Source organism: Ensifer sp. M14 (assembly GCF_003355565.1).
GTDB lineage: Bacteria > Pseudomonadota > Alphaproteobacteria > Rhizobiales > Rhizobiaceae > Ensifer.
Genome location: NZ_QJNR01000006.1, coordinates 45675 through 60825, shown reverse-complemented (window position 1 = coordinate 60825; position 15151 = coordinate 45675). Strand labels below are relative to the sequence as shown.

Genomic DNA, 15151 nt, shown 5'->3' with positions numbered 1-15151 from the left:
TCCTCAACGATCCTCCAGGCGCGCGACGACGGGGACCGCCGTCGCGCGCCATTGTCCTGTCACGGAGTAGTTCTCGATGCCGAAGTTGAAGGCCGCGGCTGCGCTTGCACTTGTCTGTGCGATCGCTCTGTCGGGTTGCAAGATCATCAAGACGCCCACGGCGGAGGAGGCTGCGGAAGCCGCGTCCGGCGGGTTCAATCCCGACCGCATGGTCGCCGAAATATGGGACACGAAAGTGGTGCCCTATCTCGGCAAAAAGGCTGGTGGTTTTCAGGAGGTGGCGGCGCTTGCTTCAGAAAATGCCGATGCGGCCGGCGCGAAATACGGTCACAAGGAAAAGCAGGGGAGCGCGCCCTGGACGTTTGCGGCACGCCTCACCGGGACCATCGTCGCCGCCGAAACGAAATCGCGATCGGCCTATGTGGATGTCGACGCGGACGGTGACGGCAAGGCGGATGCCCGCGTGCAGATCGGGCCGGCGATCCGCGGCACGGCAATCCGCGACAGCCTCGACTTCGTCAATTTCAACGAATTCAAGAACCAGATCGAGTGGGCGCAGTACGGCAAGTCGTTCAACACCCATGTCAACGGCCTCATTCTGGAAAAGCTCTCGCGTGAAGGTCTTGCCGGCAAGAAGCTCGAGGCGCTGGGCGCCTTCCCGCTGCCTGCCAAGGGGCAGCTGCCGCTGTTCGTACCCGTTCAGTTGACGGTGAGCGAATGACCATGCATCCGATAGAAGACGAAACCTGCGTGCTGCGCCTGGAGGATGTGACCAAGGTCTATTCCGGCATCGTCGCCGTGCGTCATGCCAATCTGGCGCTCCGGCGCGGTGCCGTGAACGTGCTTGTCGGCGAGAACGGCGCCGGCAAGTCGACGCTGATGCGGATCATTGCCGGGGTGGAGAAACCTTCGCTCGGACGGATCCTCATCGACGGCAGGGAGGTCGAATTTCTTTCGCCGGCCGACGCCCAGCGTCACGGCATCGGCATGGTCTTTCAGGAACTCAATCTCTTCGGCAACCTGTCGGTGGCCGAAAACATCTTTGCCACGCGCGAGATCATGCGCGGCGTCCGCGGCATCGATCATCGCGCACAGGTCGAAAAAGCCAATCATTTCCTCGACAAGCTCGACGCCGGCATCAACGCCGAGACGCTGGTTGAAGACCTGCCGATCGGTCAGCAGCAACTGGTCGAGATCGCCAAGGCGATCTCGCTCGACACCCGCATCCTCATTCTCGACGAACCGACATCGGCATTGTCGGCGGCCGAAGTCGATGTGCTTTTCAAGGTCATCGGCGAGTTGAAGGCACAAGGGGTGGCGATCGTCTATATCTCCCACCGCCTCGAAGAACTGATGCGCATCGGCGACTATATTACCGTCCTGCGCGATGGCCAGATTACCGGGCACGCGATGGTGCGCGATATCGATACCAAGTGGATCGTCCGCTCGATGATCGGCTCCGACGCCAAGGATTTTGCCAAGTCCATCGATCATCGCCTCGGTGAGGAAATGTTCCGGGTGGAGGATATCTGCCTGCCGCGGAAAACAGGCGGACTCGCCGTCGACCACGTCTCGATCTCGGTGCGGGCGGGCGAAGTGCTCGGCATCTACGGATTGATGGGGGCAGGGCGCAGCGAATTCTTCGAATGCGTGATGGGCCAGCATGCCCACTCCACCGGCAGCATTCGTGTCGGCGGCGTCGAGGTGGCGGATCGTGATACGTCGCGCCGGATCCGGGAGGGCCTGGCGCTCATCCCGGAGGACCGGCAGCGCGAAGGTCTGGTACAGGCGCTCTCGATCGCCAGCAACCTGACGCTGGCAAGCCTCGATCGGTTCGTGCGCTTCGGGTTTCACATTGCCGGCGAACGCGAACAGTCGGCAATCCAATCGGCGATCCGCGATCTCTCCATCAAGGCCCCGAACCCCGACTTTGAAGTGACCTCGATGTCGGGTGGCAACCAGCAGAAGGTGGTGATCGGCAAGGCGCTGATGACGGAGCCGAAGGTTCTGCTGATGGACGAGCCGAGCCGCGGCATCGACGTCGGCGCAAAGGCGGACGTGTTTCGCACGATGCGGCGGTTGGCCGGCGAGGGGCTCGCCATCCTCTTTTCTACCTCGGACCTCGAGGAGGTGATGGCGCTGTCCGACCGCATCGCGGTCATGAGCAACGGCCGCCTCGTCGCCGTGATCGACCGCAAGGACGCGACCGAAGAAATGATCGTCAAGGCTTCGGCCGAAGGACACAAAACGACAAGGGAACTCGCCCAATGACGACGGCAACCACGACCCCCGACGCGACGGACGTTTCCAGCGGATCGGTCCTGCTGACCCTGATGAAGCTCAGAACCTTCATCGCCTTGTTCGCGGTGATCGCGTTCTTCTCGATCTTCGCGCCGAACTTCCTGTCGACGGCCAACATCATCCTGATGTCCAAGCACGTGGCGCTGAACGCGTTCCTGGCCATGGGCATGACGTTCGTCATCATCACCGGCGGCATCGACCTGTCCGTCGGGTCGATCGTCGGGCTCTGCGGCATGGTTGCCGGCGGTCTCATCCTCAACGGCATCGACCTGCAGTTCGGCTTTACCGTCTACTTCAACATCGTCGAGGTGTGCCTGATCACCCTTGCCGTCGGCGTCGTAATCGGGGCGATCAACGGTCTGTTGATCACCAAGCTCAACGTGGCGCCGTTCATCGCCACGCTCGGCACGCTCTATGTCGCGCGCGGGTTCGCGCTGCTGTCGTCCGACGGCCAGACGTTCCCCAACCTCGTCGGCAAGCCGGAGCTTGCGACCACGGGCTTTGCCTTCCTCGGATCGGGGCGTGTGCTCGGGTTGCCGGTTTCGATCTGGATCCTGATCGTCGTAGCGCTGGCAGCTGCCTATGTCGCCAAATACACGCCGATCGGTCGCCACATCTTTGCCGTTGGCGGCAACGAGCGCGCCGCACGCATGTCGGGCATCCGGGTCGACCGGGTGAAGATGTTCGTCTACATGTTCTCGGGCTTCTGCGCGGCGATCGTCGGCCTGGTGATCTCGTCGGAGTTGATGGCGTCGCATCCCGCGACCGGCAACTCGTTCGAGCTGAATGCAATCGCGGCGGCTGTTCTCGGCGGGACGTCGATGTCCGGCGGGCGCGGCACCATCGGCGGCACGATCATCGGCGCCTTCGTCATCGGCATTCTGTCTGACGGGCTCGTGATGATGGGGATCTCGTCTTTCTGGCAGATGGTGATCAAGGGCATCGTGATCATCGTCGCTGTTGTCGTCGACCAGGCCCAGCGCCGGCTGCAGCAGCAGGTGACCTTGATGCAGCTTGCCAAGAAGGGTTGAAGAATGACGGAATTGAAAGGTGCGCTGATCGGTTGCGGCTTCTTCGCGGTCAACCAGATGCACGGCTGGAATGACGCTGCGGGCGTGCGCATCGTCGCGATCTGCGACCGGGACCCGGCGCGGCTGCAGATCGTCGGCGACACGTTCGGTGTCGAGCGACGCTACAGCTCGGCAGAAGCATTGTTTGCCGATGGCGGGTTCGATTTCGTCGACATCGCGACGACGGTTGCCAGCCATCGCCCGCTGGTCGAGATGGCGGCGGCAAACGGCGTGGCGACGATCTGCCAGAAGCCATTCGCGCCGACGATGGAAGACGCTGCCGCAATGGTCGCCGCCTGTGGCCGGGCCGGCGTCGCCTTCATGATCCATGAGAACTTTCGCTGGCAATCGCCGATCCGTGCGGCGAAGGCCGCAATCGAAAGCGGCGCAATCGGCGAGGTCTTCTGGGGACGGGTCAGCTTCCGCTCTGCCTATGACGTTTTCACCGGCCAACCTTACCTTGCCACCGGAAAACGGTTCATCGTCGAGGATCTCGGCATCCACGCCCTGGATATCGCTCGCTTCCTCTTCGGCAACGCGACTGCGGTGACGGCGCGCACGCGACGGGTCAATCCCGCGATTGCCGGAGAGGACGTCGCAACGATGATGCTCGACCATGCGGCCGGCATCACCTCCATTGTCGATTGCAGCTATGCGACCCGGCTTCCGGTCGAGCCTTTCCCGGAGACCTTGCTCGAAGTCGATGGCAGCATGGGCACGCTTCGCCTGTCGCAGAGCTACCGCCTGTCCGTTCATTCGCCGGACGGTACGGAAGTGAGCGACGTGCAGCCACGTCTTCTGCCCTGGGCCACGCAGCCGTGGCACAACATTCAGGAAAGCGTCGGTCTTATCCAGCGCCACTGGGTCGAGTGTTTGCGCGAGGGGCGCGAACCCGACACGTCCGGTCGCGACAACCTGCAGACCTTTGCGCTGGTCGAGGCGTCCTATCTGAGCGCGGCGGAAAATCGCACCGTGCCGCTCTCGGAATTCCTGGGATGACGCTATCGCGCGCGTTTCTCCTGTTCGGTTCCGACGAACGCGAACCGACCGTTCAGCGTCTGCAAGCGGGACAACTGAGCGTCGACCTGGACGGCGGCAATCTGCGCACGATCCGGTTTGCCGAACGCGAGGTTCTGCGCGGCATTTCGTTTCTTGTTCGCGATCGCGATTGGGGCACTTGCGAAGCGGCGCTCGACGGCGTGCAAATCGAGGTAGGTGCCGAACGCGCTACGGTCCGCTACTCCGCCCGGTTCGCGGCGCCGGATGGGGCTATTCTTCGGTGCAATGCGACGATCGCGCTTGACCCGCAATCCGTCACTTTTGCCGCGAACTTCACACCCGATCGCGATTTTGAGACGGCGCGCGCCGGATTCGTCGTCCTTCATCCGGTCGTTGGCGTCGCCGGCAGACCTGTTGCGGTGGAGCATGGCGACGGCACGATCGAACGCGCCGTCTTTCCAGATTTCATCGAGCCTTGGCAGCCGTTCAAGAGTATTTCGGCCATCACCCATGAGGCCATGCCCGGGGTCACGGCTGAGTGTCGGATGACCGGCGATGTCTTCGAAATGGAAGACCAGCGCAATTGGACGGACGGTTCATACAAGACTTATGTGCGCCCGCTGGCACTGCCGTGGCCCTACATCCTGAAGGCGGGAGAAACGCTTCGTCAGTCGATTTTGCTGACGATCACACCGTCCGCTCCGCCGGTCGCCGCGGATGGCCGGACGCCCGAAGCGATCGAGATTTCTCTCGCCGACATCAGCCAGACACTTCCCGAGATCGGCCTTGGCCTGCGCCCGGAGGATCTGACTGAGGAGCTGAGGCATGCGGATCTCGTTGCGGAGCTGGGCGCCCGGCACTTGATCTGCCACTTCGATCCGGGCGCCGGTCATGGGGTCGAGGCGCTTTCAGGCTTCCGTAGAATCGCGCAAGCGAGCGGCGCGAAGGTGACTCTCGAGTGTTTCCTTGCCTGCCGGCAGGCGCTCGACGAGGAATTGAAGGCGGTTGCGGCCGACGTCGAAACGGCCGGCCTCACGCTTTCGAGCATTGCCGTTTCGCCTTCGGTCGACCGTCAATCGACGCCGCCTGGAAGTACCTGGCCGGATTGCCCGCCACTCGAAGCGGTCTACGCGGCGGCGCAGCGTGCGTTTCCCGGACTGCCGCTTGGCGGCGGCATGTTCAGCTACTTCACCGAGCTCAATCGCAAACGCGTGCCGGCCGGATCGTTGTCCTATCTGACCCATTGCACCAATCCGATCGTCCATGCGGCAGACGATCTGAGTGTCATGCAGACGTTCGAAGCCTTGCGTCACGTGACGCGTTCGGTTCGGGCAATCTATGGAGACCGGCCCTACCGCATCGGGCCATCGACGATCGCGATGCGTCAGAACCCCTATGGCAGCGCCACGAAGGACAACCCGCTTGGCAGGCGGATTGCCATGGCGAACAGAGACCCGCGGCACAATGCCCTTTTCGGCGTCGCATGGACGCTTGCCTACGCGGCGACTGTGGCCGAGGCCGGGCTGGAGGTGCTGACGCTTTCGACGCTCTGCGGCCCGTTCGGTCTGATTGCCGCCGCCGGCGAACCGATGGAGGACGGCGGAAAGCGTCCGCTCTTTCACGTGCTGAAGTGGCTGGCGGAATTGGCGGGGCGCGCAGGCGTGTCGGTCGAAACCAGCGCTTCGGACGCGCTTGTTGGGGTCGGCGCCGCCACCGATAGCGGCAGAACGGTGCTTCTGGCCAACATCAGTCCGCAGATGCGGGTTGCGGCCCTCGGCTTTGTCGGTAAGGCAAGGATTACCATTGTCGACGAAAACTGGATGCGATCGCGCACCGATGAGCCGAAGGCCGTCGACCTTCGCGGAGAAAGCGTCCGGTTACCGGCCTATGCCGTCGCCCGGATCGAAATTCCCCGCTAGCCGTTGGCGCCTTCGGTCTTGCCCTTCAAGGCGTAGAGCGCGCGTGAGCGCTCGAGATGCTTGATCATCGCCTGTTCGGCATCATCAGGATTGCCGCGGCTGATGCAGTCGATAATCTCTTCGTGCTCGGCGAGCGTGTGGTTCTCACGACCGGTCCAGATCAGCATTTCCGTGTGGTATTCCTTCAGCCAGCCCAGCATCGCTTCGCTGACGGCGGTATAGATGGGGTTGCCGGAAATCTGCGCGATGCAGCTATGGAAGGCCATGTCGGCGGCGATGAACGTTTCGGAATCGCCAAGCGCGTCGCGCTGGCGGGCGAGCGTGTCTTTCAGTGCGGCGACATCCGCGGCTGTCGCGCGGCTCGCAGCCTCGCGCACCATGCCGCGCTCGAAGAAGATGCGCGCGCTTTTCAGATGTTCGAGCGAATCCGAAGAGCCCGACAACATGATCTTGGCGGCCACGTCCATCTGGCGGAAGAGGGACTTGGGTGTGAGCTTGAGCACCTTGGCGCGCTCGCCGTGCGAGATCTCGACAAGGCCCATGTTCGCAAGCGCCTGCATCGCTTCGCGGATCGCCGGTCGGCCGACCTGAAACCGCTCCATCAGCATACGTTCCGACGGCATTTCGTCGCCCGGCTGCAATTCGCCGCTTTCGATCAAGGTCTTCAAGCGGGCGAAAACCTCGTCAGAGAGTTTCCTGCGAACAATGGGTTCTGGCTGGCTGATCATGTGAACTCCACCGGTGCCTGAGCGTGTGTCCTATATGCACGATTCCTGCGGATAAGGAATGGTTCGCATGGCGGCGCTCGTTCAGAGATTCTTCTTGCGCAACTGAGATACTCATTATACCAGTTTGATAGCAAGAGCCACTCCTTTCGAGCCGAAGAGCGAGCCGCCCGTGATACGCATGACCTACCGGATAGAGAGCGCTGGCGACGTAGAGGCGCTCGCCGCGAAGATCGCCAGCGACCAGTCGACCGGGACCTTCGTCGCGGTCCCCGGAGAAACCGAGGAACTGAAAGCCCGGGTAGCTGCGCGCGTCGTCGCCATCCGGCATCTTGAGCCGACAGAGCGGCCATCGCTGCCTGATGAGGCCGGGGAGGCGAAGCACTTCAACCGGGCGGATGTCGATGTCTGTTTTCCGCTCGACGCCGTCGGGACGGATCTTTCGGCGCTGATGACGATTGCCATCGGCGGCGTCTATTCGATCAAGGGCATGACCGGCATCCGGGTCGTCGACATGGAGCTGCCGCCAGAGTTCGCAGGCGCCCATCCAGGGCCGCAGTTCGGTGTTGGCGGCAGCCGGAGGCTGACCGGTGTCGAGGGACGGCCGATCATCGGCACGATCGTCAAGCCGGCACTCGGGTTGCGGCCGCAGGAGACGGCAGAGCTGGTCGGCGAACTGCTGTCTTCAGGGGTCGATTTCATCAAGGATGATGAAAAGCTGATGAGCCCAGCCTACTCGCCGCTTAAGGACCGGGTTGCGGCGATCATGCCGAAAATCCTCGATCACGAGCAGAAGACCGGCAGGAAGGTGATGTATGCCTTCGGCATCTCTCACGCCGACCCTGACGAGATGATGCGCAATCACGATCTGGTCGCGGCTGCCGGCGGCAACGCAGCCGTCGTCAACATCAATTCCATCGGCATGGGCGGCATCGCTTTCCTGCGCAAACGGTCCAGGCTCGTCCTGCACGCCCACCGCAATGGCTGGGATGTCCTGACCCGCCACGGGGGACTGGGAATGGAATTTTCCGTGTGGCAGCAGTTCTGGCGTCTGCTCGGTGTCGACCAGTTCCAGATCAACGGCATCCGCGTCAAATACTGGGAGCCGGACGACAGTTTCGTGAAATCATTCAAGGCCATCAGTACGCCGCTGTTTGCGCCGCAGGATTGCCCGCTGCCGGTCGTCGGCTCCGGGCAATGGGGCGGCCAGGCCCCCGACACCTATATGCGGACCGGCGGATCCACCGACCTTCTCTATCTCTGCGGCGGTGGCATCGTCAGCCACCCGGGCGGTGCCGGAGCGGGCGTCAGGGCGGTTCGTCAGGCCTGGGAGGCGGCCGTTGCCGGCATCTCGCTGACCGATTATGCCCGCGACCATCTCGAACTTGCCCAGTCCATTGAAAAGTTCGCCGACGGCAAGGGCGCCTGACCGAACGCAATTCGCAGCGAGACCTTCATGCAGACACCTTTGCTCAGCTATTACGGCGATGACCTGACCGGTTCGACCGATGTCATGGAGGCGCTTGCGTCTCAGGGCGTCGACACGGCGCTGTTCCTGAAAATCCCGGATGCGTCGCTCCTTGATCGCTTTTCCCATTGCGGTGCCTTCGGCCTTGCCGGCACAAGCCGCAGCCAGACGCCGGGCTGGATGGACGACAATCTCGCTCCCGCCTTTTCCTGGCTGAAATCCCTCGGTGCCGCGATCACGCACTACAAGGTGTGTTCGACCTTCGATTCCAGCCCGCAGCTCGGCAGCATCGGCAAGGCCATCGAAATCGGCCGCGACATCTTCGGGGCGGCGCCGGTGCCGCTCGTCGTCGGCGCGCCGCAGATCCGGCGATACACGGCGTTCGGCAATCTGTTTGCCGCCTATCGCGGCGAGACCTACCGGATCGATCGCCATCCCGTCATGAGCCGGCACCCGGTAACGCCGATGAGCGAGGCGGATGTTCGCCTTCACCTGGCGCCACAGACGGCACTTCGCTGCGGCCTTGTCGACCTTGCCGCGCTCAAGGCGGCCGATGTGGATGCGGCGATCGATCGGGCTCTTGCAGCCGGAAGCGATATCGTTCTGTTCGACGTGGCCGATGAAGACAGCCAGGCGGTCGTCGGGAGGCAGCTTTGGCGACTGAAGGCGCCGTCCGGCCAGTTCATCTGCGGATCCTCGGGGGTGGAGTATGCGCTGGTGAGGGAATGGCAACGGCTTGGCCTGCTGTGCGCTGCACCCGCCTTCTCTGCAGCCGCGCGCGTCGATCAGATCGCCGTCGTATCCGGCAGCGTATCGCCGACGACCGAGCGGCAGATCCGTCATGCGGTCGACAATGGTTTCGAAGGGATCGCGCTCGACGCGGTGGATTTTGCCGCCGCGGACGCAACTGCGGCACTTGAGACCGCAGTTGCGCGCGGCTTGCAGGGTCTCGCATCCGGTCGCAGCGTCATCTTCTACACGGCGCTCGGGCCGGCGGCCGATCGTGGCGCCGCCCTGTCGCTCGAAGATGGCTCCCGCCACCGACTTGGAGAGCGGTTGGGAGTACTATTGCAGCAGCTGGTCACGCGCGCGGGCCTTCGTCGCGCCGTCATTGCAGGCGGCGACACGTCCAGCCATGCGCTCGGCAAGCTTTCCGTCGAGGCCCTGACGCTGCGGTTGCCGCTGCCGCAATCTCCAGGCTCGCCGCTTTGCACTGCGCATAGCCGCGATCCCGCTGTCGATGGCCTCGAAATCTCGCTCAAGGGCGGACAGATCGGCCATGACGACTACTTCTCGATGATCCGCGACGGTCGAGCGGCTTAGCCCTTCCGTTCAGCATCCCTGGGCTTGAAACAGGGAATGGGGCTTGTCACCAATGAACGCGTGTGCAAAGATGCTCGCGTGTGCAAAGGAGCTGTGCCCGAATGAACCTGGAACGACCATTCTATCCGAACGATCTGCAGGGTCGGGCGAAGCTCTGTCGGGACGTCATCCTGTCGGCCGGTGCGCTGGTGCTGCGCGGTTTCGAAGACAGTGCGAGCCGCGGGTTCTCGATGAAGGGTCCGCAGGACTTTCTGACCGAGACGGATGCGGCATCCGAGGCGCACATTCGCAAGGCTATTGCCGAGCACTTTCCTGATGACGGCTTCTTCGGTGAGGAAGGCGGCGGCTCGATCAGCAATCGTCTCTGGGTGGTCGATCCCGTCGACGGCACTGCCAATTTCGCCCGCAGCATCCCACATTTCTGCATTTCGATCGCCTATATCGAGAACGGCCGGGCGGAGATCGGCGCCATCTACAATCCCGCTTTGGACGAACTCTATTTCGCTGAGCGCGGCGCAGGCGCGACCCGCAACGGGCAGCCGATCGCAGTCTCCACCACCACGGCATTCGAGACGGCGTCGGTCGAGATGGGCTGGTCCGGGCGCGTGTCCAATGAAATCTACCTCGAAACCATCCGCGATCTCTTGGCGCTCGGCACCAATGTCCGCAGGGCAGGCTCCGGAGCGCTGGCGCTCGCCTATGTCGCTGACGGTCGTTCGGATGCCTATATCGAACTGCATATGAACTCCTGGGATTGTGTTGCCGGCTTGCTGCTGGTTGCTGAAGCCGGCGGCGATGTCTGCCCCTTCATGGAAATCGGCAGTCTTCGCGGCGGTGGACCGGTTCTCGCATCCGCCCCCGGCATTGCCGGTGGGATCAGTCAGGCGTCTCGAATACCGATCGCGTCAGCCGATGCGGCCGTTGCCGAACCGCAGCTCGCGTGAGCGCCTGCGCCGACGGCGCGAACGGTGAGAATTACGGGCGGTTGCCTTTCGCTATCGCCTGATCTGGAAAGGAAACGGCATGGATGCTCCTGTTTATGCGCGCCCGGCGATCAGTCTGATCGCAAGGGACGTCGGCCCACACAAATCCGATATCTATATTGGCGGCAGCGACGGTGCCCGCGATCTCGACCTGCTCAAGCGACATGGCATTTCGATTGTCGTCAACTGCGCGGTCAATCTCGATATCAACTGGGTGCGCGCTGCCGTCGATGATGGCGGCGACCTGCGGCCGAGCGGCTACGCCGATATCCGCTATTACAAGCTTGGCCTGATCGACGGCGAGGGCAGCCCTGATACGATGATGCTCGGCGCCTACTATATCCTCGATGGCGCGCTGCGCCAGGCGATGCCGAAGCGCGAGACCTATCCCTTTGCCGATGGCGGCAATGTGCTGGTCAATTGCCGCGGCGGACGCAGCCGCTCGGTATCTCTGGTCGCGCTTTTCCTGCACAAGCAGCAACCGGAGCTGTTTCCGACGCTCGATGCCGCCGTCGCCCATATTCGCGAACATCGCGAACTGCGTCCGGACGAATGGTTCGAAACGCCGAAGCCGATGCTTTACGAGGCGGCCCGCCGGGCATCCCAGTGGGTCGACATGATCGCCGGCAAGGCATCCGGGCAGGACTGATGTTGAAGCGCCGCCAACCCAGCATCGCCGTTATCGCCGACGCGCATTTTCATGATCTTGAAGGCGATTTCGATTTTCCGGGGATGACCATCGACGGCCAGCGGATGATGGTTCGCAGCTGGGCGGAAACGCGCCAGTCGACCCGTGTCTTCAACGAGAGCGCCAAGGCGCTTTCCGTGGCGCTGGATGAGGTGCGCGATCGCGGCATCCGGCACGTCGTTCTCCTGGGCGATTATACCGACGACGGCCAGCGGCAGACGACCGCGAGCTTGCGCCGCATCCTCGACCGGCATGCGAGCGAGTATGGCACCGCCTTCTACGCTCTCCCCGGAAATCACGACATCTTTGGCCCATCGGGGCGCAACCACACCAAGGAGTTCCTGGACCAGGAGGGTGCCGGCGTCTGGGTGGCGAGTGATCCGGCATCGACCACTGAGGGCGCAATCGTGACCCCGCGCATGTATTGCGAGGGCTATCCTTCGGGTCTTGGGCCGATGGCTGCCTACGGCTATTTTCGCAAGTCCGAATATCTCCATTGGGAGACGCCGTTCGGCCTTTCCGACGATGTCGAAAGCCGACGTTACGAAGTGGCTTCTCCAGATGGACGCAACCGCTATGCGTTGATGGACGCGTCGTACCTCGTCGAGCCAGAGCCTGGGCTCTGGCTGCTGATGATGGACGCCAATGTCTTCGAGCCGCGGGACGGCACGTTCGAAAGCGGCGAAGAAGCGGCCTTCATTGACAGCACTGCCGCCGGCTGGAACGCCATGCTGCGCCTGAAGCCCTTTATCGTCACGTGGATCGCCGACGTCTGCGCGCGGGCAAAGGTGCTGGGCAAGACCGTGCTCGCCTTCTCGCACTATCCGGCGCTCGATCCCTTCGATGGCGCGACCGGGGCCGAGCGCGTGCTGTTTGGTGAAACCAATATTGCCCGCCGCACACCGCGCCAGACCGTTACCGATGCCCTGCTCGGTGCCGGGCTCGCCGTGCATTTCAGCGGCCACCTCCATGTCGAGGGCGTGACGCGGCGGGGGCGCGGCGGGCGCCAACTCACCAACGTGGCGGTGCCGTCGCTGGTCGCCTATCCCCCGGCCTTCAAGGTCATCGAGCCGACAGAGGACGGCATAACAGTCGATACCGTCGAACTGCAGACGATGGCGGTGGATCCGCGCCTGCCGCAGGCCTATCGCCGTGAAACGGCGCGGCTTGAAGAGCCCGACGATGCCGCCTTTGATGCCGAGGATTATGGCGCGTTTCTGCGCGCCCATAAGGTGGCCCTGGTTCGCCACCGCTACTTCCCGAAGGAGTGGCCGCAAGACGTGGTGAGCCGGGTTTCGGGCGCCACAATTGCTGACGTCAGCGCGGAGCTGGTCGACGCCGAAGTGGCGGTAGCGGTATTGCACGCGCTTGCAAAAACCTCTGGAATCGCAACGGAGCAGCTTGCTGCTTGCCGCATGATCGACATCATCGCCGACTGGTACTGTTTGCGCCAGGCAGCCCACCTGGCCTTGCCTGCCATCGCGCCGGAGCGGCTCGGTCTTTACCGTGCCCTTGCCGAGCGGTTCGGCCGGGAACCGCAAGAGGGATGGGACGGCTCCATCGCCGGTTTCCTGTCGATCTTCCTCGGCGCTTTTGCCGCCTTTATCGACCGGGCGGAAAACGGTGCGCGGCAGATCGAGATCACCCTGCAGCGAGAAGCGAAGGAGGTTGCTTGCCCATGAACGAGCAGTCGTTTGAATTGCCCGGCTGGAGGCTGAAACCGCCGGCAAGCGTCCCGGAGTTGAAGGAGGCGTTTCGCCTTGGTGCCCGTCGGCTCAAGGGCGGGCGGCTCAAGGTCGCCAAGTTCGCCCTGTCTCACCCCTATGACATCGCCTTTGCCAGCGCACGGGAAGTGGCTGCGCGGGCCGGCGTTTCCACCTCCACCGTCATGCGGCTGATCAACGATCTCGGCTTCGAGAAATACGCCGCCTTCCAGCAGTTGTTCCGCGAGGAACTGCGGCGCGGCAGGCAGTGAAGCGACGCCCGTCGCGGCAACGGGCCTGAAAGATCATCCGACCGGAGCGCGCTCATGGACTCGACCATCATCAGCATCAATCTCTTCGGTGCCGTGGCGCTGCTGCTGTTCGGGCTGTCGCAGGTCAAGAATGGCGTCCAGCGCGCATTCGGCGCCAAGCTGAAGACCGGGTTGGCCGCCGGTACGCGCGACGGGGTTCGATCGTTTCTCGCTGGCTTGATCGCGACGATCGCGCTGCAGAGTTCAACCGCGACGGCACTGATGATCGCATCCTTTGCCGAGCGCAATCTCGTTGCGCCGCGTATGGCGCAGATCGTGCTATTGGGCGCCAATGTCGGCACCGCGATGACGGCATGGATCGTGTCGCTCGGCATCGGCTGGCTCTCGCCGCTTCTGATCCTTGTCGGCGTCATCCTTTCGCGGGGAACCTCGAACGCACGAAAGGGTGGCGGTGCTGCCCTGGTCGGCGTTGGGCTCATGCTGTTGTCGCTGCATCTGATCGGTCTTGCGACGGAACCATTGCGCGCCTCCGCGGCGCTTTCGGCCTTCCTGGCGATGCTGGACAATGCCTGGCCGGTCGCGCTCATCTTCTCGGCCATGCTGGCGGTCCTGGCGTCCTCGAGCCTTGCCATCGTCGTCCTCATCCTGTCGCTTGCCTCAACGGGCGGCATCTCCACCGGGCTTATCGTCGTCCTGGTGCTGGGTGCCAATCTCGGCGGTGCCGTCCCACCGGTCCTGGCGACGCTGCGGGCGCCGATCAGCGCCAGACGCGTGACGATCGGTAATCTCATCGTGCGGGCCATCGGCTGCTTCGTCGCGTTGCCGCTTGCCGGTTACTCGGCGCAATTGCTCGATATCCTGCCGCTTTCGCATGACAAGCTGCCTGTCGATGCCCATCTCATCTTCAATCTGGCGCTGGCGATGCTTGCCTGGCCGCTGTCTCGACCGCTCTCAGTGCTGACCGCAAGGCTGTTGCCGGAACCCAGGCAGATGCCGGACGCGCCGAGCTATCTCGACGAGGACAAGCTCTCGACGCCGGTTGCAGCCCTGGCCGGCGCGAGCCGCGAGGTTCTGGCCGTCGGCGATCTGATCGAAAGCATGCTGGCCAAGGCAAGCGACGCGCTGCAGCATGCAGACCCGAGCAAGCTCGCGGGCATCAGCGCGCTCGAAGGCCGGGTCGATCGGCTGCAGCATCAGATCAAGGTCTATGTCTCGCGCCTCGGCCAGGCGGAGATCGGCGAAGACAACCGCCGGCGGGCGATGGATGTCGTCGACTACGCCATCAATCTCGAACATATCGGCGACATCATCGAAAAGGGCCTGCTCGCCGAACTGGCCAAGAAGATCGCGCTGGGCCTGACTTTTTCGAGAGATGGCCATCAGGAGCTGACGCGGCTCTTCGCCATTACGCTCGACAATCTGCGCATGGCGCAGACCGTGTTTGCCACCCGCGATGCGGCCCTGGCGCGGCGGCTTGTGGAGGTAAAGGAAGACGTGCGGCGTCTCGAGCGGCAATCGGCCGAGCGTCATCTGCAGCGCCTGCGCGATGGCCGCGCGGAAAGCATCGAGACCAGCTCACTGCATCTCGACATGCTGCGCGATCTCAAGCGCATCAACGCCCATATCGCATCGGTTGCGCATCCGATCCTCGACGACAGCGGGTTGCTGATCGAAAGCCGCATCCGACAGGCCGGGTAACG

At 63.2% G+C, this 15151-nt stretch carries 13 protein-coding genes; 12 read left to right on the top strand and 1 reads right to left on the bottom strand.

The features are described from left to right. The first annotated feature begins 76 nt into the window (after positions 1-76). Genes BLJAPNOD_RS21645 through BLJAPNOD_RS21625 form a run of 5 tightly spaced genes read left to right on the top strand, consistent with a single transcriptional unit; the run spans position 77 to position 6289 of the window. On the top strand, positions 77-721 hold the full coding sequence (locus BLJAPNOD_RS21645) for a DUF2291 family protein (protein WP_077505163.1): 645 nt from the start codon (positions 77-79) through the stop codon (positions 719-721). Continuing rightward, on the top strand, positions 718-2271 hold the full coding sequence (locus tag BLJAPNOD_RS21640) for a sugar ABC transporter ATP-binding protein (protein ID WP_115421450.1): 1554 nt from the start codon (positions 718-720) through the stop codon (positions 2269-2271). The genes BLJAPNOD_RS21645 and BLJAPNOD_RS21640 overlap by 4 nt, the downstream gene beginning before the upstream one ends. Continuing rightward, positions 2268-3332 (top strand): ABC transporter permease, encoded by a 1065-nt coding sequence (locus BLJAPNOD_RS21635; RefSeq protein ID WP_115421449.1) that lies wholly within the window; start codon positions 2268-2270, stop codon positions 3330-3332. Before BLJAPNOD_RS21640 ends, BLJAPNOD_RS21635 begins: the two co-directional genes overlap by 4 nt. 3 nt (positions 3333-3335) lie before the next feature. Beyond that, a complete protein-coding gene (locus BLJAPNOD_RS21630) occupies positions 3336-4370 on the top strand; it encodes a Gfo/Idh/MocA family oxidoreductase (protein WP_115421448.1) in 1035 nt (344 codons plus the stop codon). After that, entirely contained in the window at positions 4367-6289 is a 1923-nt protein-coding gene (locus BLJAPNOD_RS21625; RefSeq protein WP_115421447.1) for a hypothetical protein, read from the top strand. The genes BLJAPNOD_RS21630 and BLJAPNOD_RS21625 overlap by 4 nt, the downstream gene beginning before the upstream one ends. On the opposite strand, the gene BLJAPNOD_RS21620 is transcribed toward BLJAPNOD_RS21625, so the two are convergent. Further along, on the bottom strand, positions 6286-7017 hold the full coding sequence (locus BLJAPNOD_RS21620) for a transcriptional regulator NanR (protein ID WP_115421446.1): 732 nt from the start codon (positions 7015-7017) through the stop codon (positions 6286-6288). The two genes, BLJAPNOD_RS21625 and BLJAPNOD_RS21620, sit on opposite strands and share 4 nt — an antisense overlap. A gap of 169 nt (positions 7018-7186) precedes the next feature. Here BLJAPNOD_RS21620 and oiaX point away from each other — a divergent pair, with 169 nt between their 5' ends. From oiaX to BLJAPNOD_RS21585, 7 genes are all read left to right on the top strand, one after another. Then, positions 7187-8443 (top strand): 3-oxo-isoapionate-4-phosphate decarboxylase OiaX, encoded by a 1257-nt coding sequence (oiaX, locus tag BLJAPNOD_RS21615; protein WP_115421445.1) that lies wholly within the window; start codon positions 7187-7189, stop codon positions 8441-8443. A gap of 27 nt (positions 8444-8470) precedes the next feature. Continuing rightward, positions 8471-9805, top strand: a complete 1335-nt coding sequence (locus BLJAPNOD_RS21610; protein WP_115421444.1) for a four-carbon acid sugar kinase family protein — start codon at positions 8471-8473, stop codon at positions 9803-9805. A 107-nt stretch (positions 9806-9912) separates the two neighbouring features. Next, positions 9913-10749, top strand: coding sequence for an inositol monophosphatase (locus BLJAPNOD_RS21605; protein WP_115421477.1), 837 nt, complete (start codon positions 9913-9915; stop codon positions 10747-10749). A gap of 79 nt (positions 10750-10828) precedes the next feature. Continuing rightward, positions 10829-11437 (top strand): dual specificity protein phosphatase, encoded by a 609-nt coding sequence (locus BLJAPNOD_RS21600; protein WP_077505177.1) that lies wholly within the window; start codon positions 10829-10831, stop codon positions 11435-11437. Next, positions 11437-13158: a metallophosphoesterase gene (locus BLJAPNOD_RS21595; RefSeq protein ID WP_115421443.1), complete on the top strand. Its 1722-nt coding sequence runs from the start codon at positions 11437-11439 to the stop codon at positions 13156-13158. The genes BLJAPNOD_RS21600 and BLJAPNOD_RS21595 overlap by 1 nt, the downstream gene beginning before the upstream one ends. Beyond that, a complete protein-coding gene (locus tag BLJAPNOD_RS21590; RefSeq protein ID WP_115421442.1) occupies positions 13155-13451 on the top strand; it encodes a LacI family DNA-binding transcriptional regulator in 297 nt (98 codons plus the stop codon). Before BLJAPNOD_RS21595 ends, BLJAPNOD_RS21590 begins: the two co-directional genes overlap by 4 nt. A 54-nt stretch (positions 13452-13505) precedes the next feature. Beyond that, positions 13506-15149: a Na/Pi cotransporter family protein gene (locus BLJAPNOD_RS21585; RefSeq protein ID WP_077505183.1), complete on the top strand. Its 1644-nt coding sequence runs from the start codon at positions 13506-13508 to the stop codon at positions 15147-15149. Positions 15150-15151 lie beyond the last annotated feature (2 nt).

Excerpts from the sequence above, each read along its gene's own strand:
- BLJAPNOD_RS21645 (WP_077505163.1), top strand. The coding sequence starts at position 77 with ATGCCGAAGTTGAAGGCCGCGGCTGCGCTTGCACTTGTCTGTGCGATC.
- BLJAPNOD_RS21610 (WP_115421444.1), top strand. The coding sequence starts at position 8,471 with ATGCAGACACCTTTGCTCAGCTATTACGGCGATGACCTGACCGGTTCG.
- BLJAPNOD_RS21595 (WP_115421443.1), top strand. The coding sequence starts at position 11,437 with ATGTTGAAGCGCCGCCAACCCAGCATCGCCGTTATCGCCGACGCGCAT.
- BLJAPNOD_RS21630 (WP_115421448.1), top strand. The coding sequence starts at position 3,336 with ATGACGGAATTGAAAGGTGCGCTGATCGGTTGCGGCTTCTTCGCGGTC.
- BLJAPNOD_RS21635 (WP_115421449.1), top strand. The coding sequence starts at position 2,268 with ATGACGACGGCAACCACGACCCCCGACGCGACGGACGTTTCCAGCGGA.
- BLJAPNOD_RS21620 (WP_115421446.1), bottom strand. The coding sequence starts at position 7,017 with ATGATCAGCCAGCCAGAACCCATTGTTCGCAGGAAACTCTCTGACGAG.
- BLJAPNOD_RS21600 (WP_077505177.1), top strand. The coding sequence starts at position 10,829 with ATGGATGCTCCTGTTTATGCGCGCCCGGCGATCAGTCTGATCGCAAGG.
- BLJAPNOD_RS21585 (WP_077505183.1), top strand. The coding sequence starts at position 13,506 with ATGGACTCGACCATCATCAGCATCAATCTCTTCGGTGCCGTGGCGCTG.
- BLJAPNOD_RS21625 (WP_115421447.1), top strand. The coding sequence starts at position 4,367 with ATGACGCTATCGCGCGCGTTTCTCCTGTTCGGTTCCGACGAACGCGAA.
- BLJAPNOD_RS21640 (WP_115421450.1), top strand. The coding sequence starts at position 718 with ATGACCATGCATCCGATAGAAGACGAAACCTGCGTGCTGCGCCTGGAG.
- BLJAPNOD_RS21590 (WP_115421442.1), top strand. The coding sequence starts at position 13,155 with ATGAACGAGCAGTCGTTTGAATTGCCCGGCTGGAGGCTGAAACCGCCG.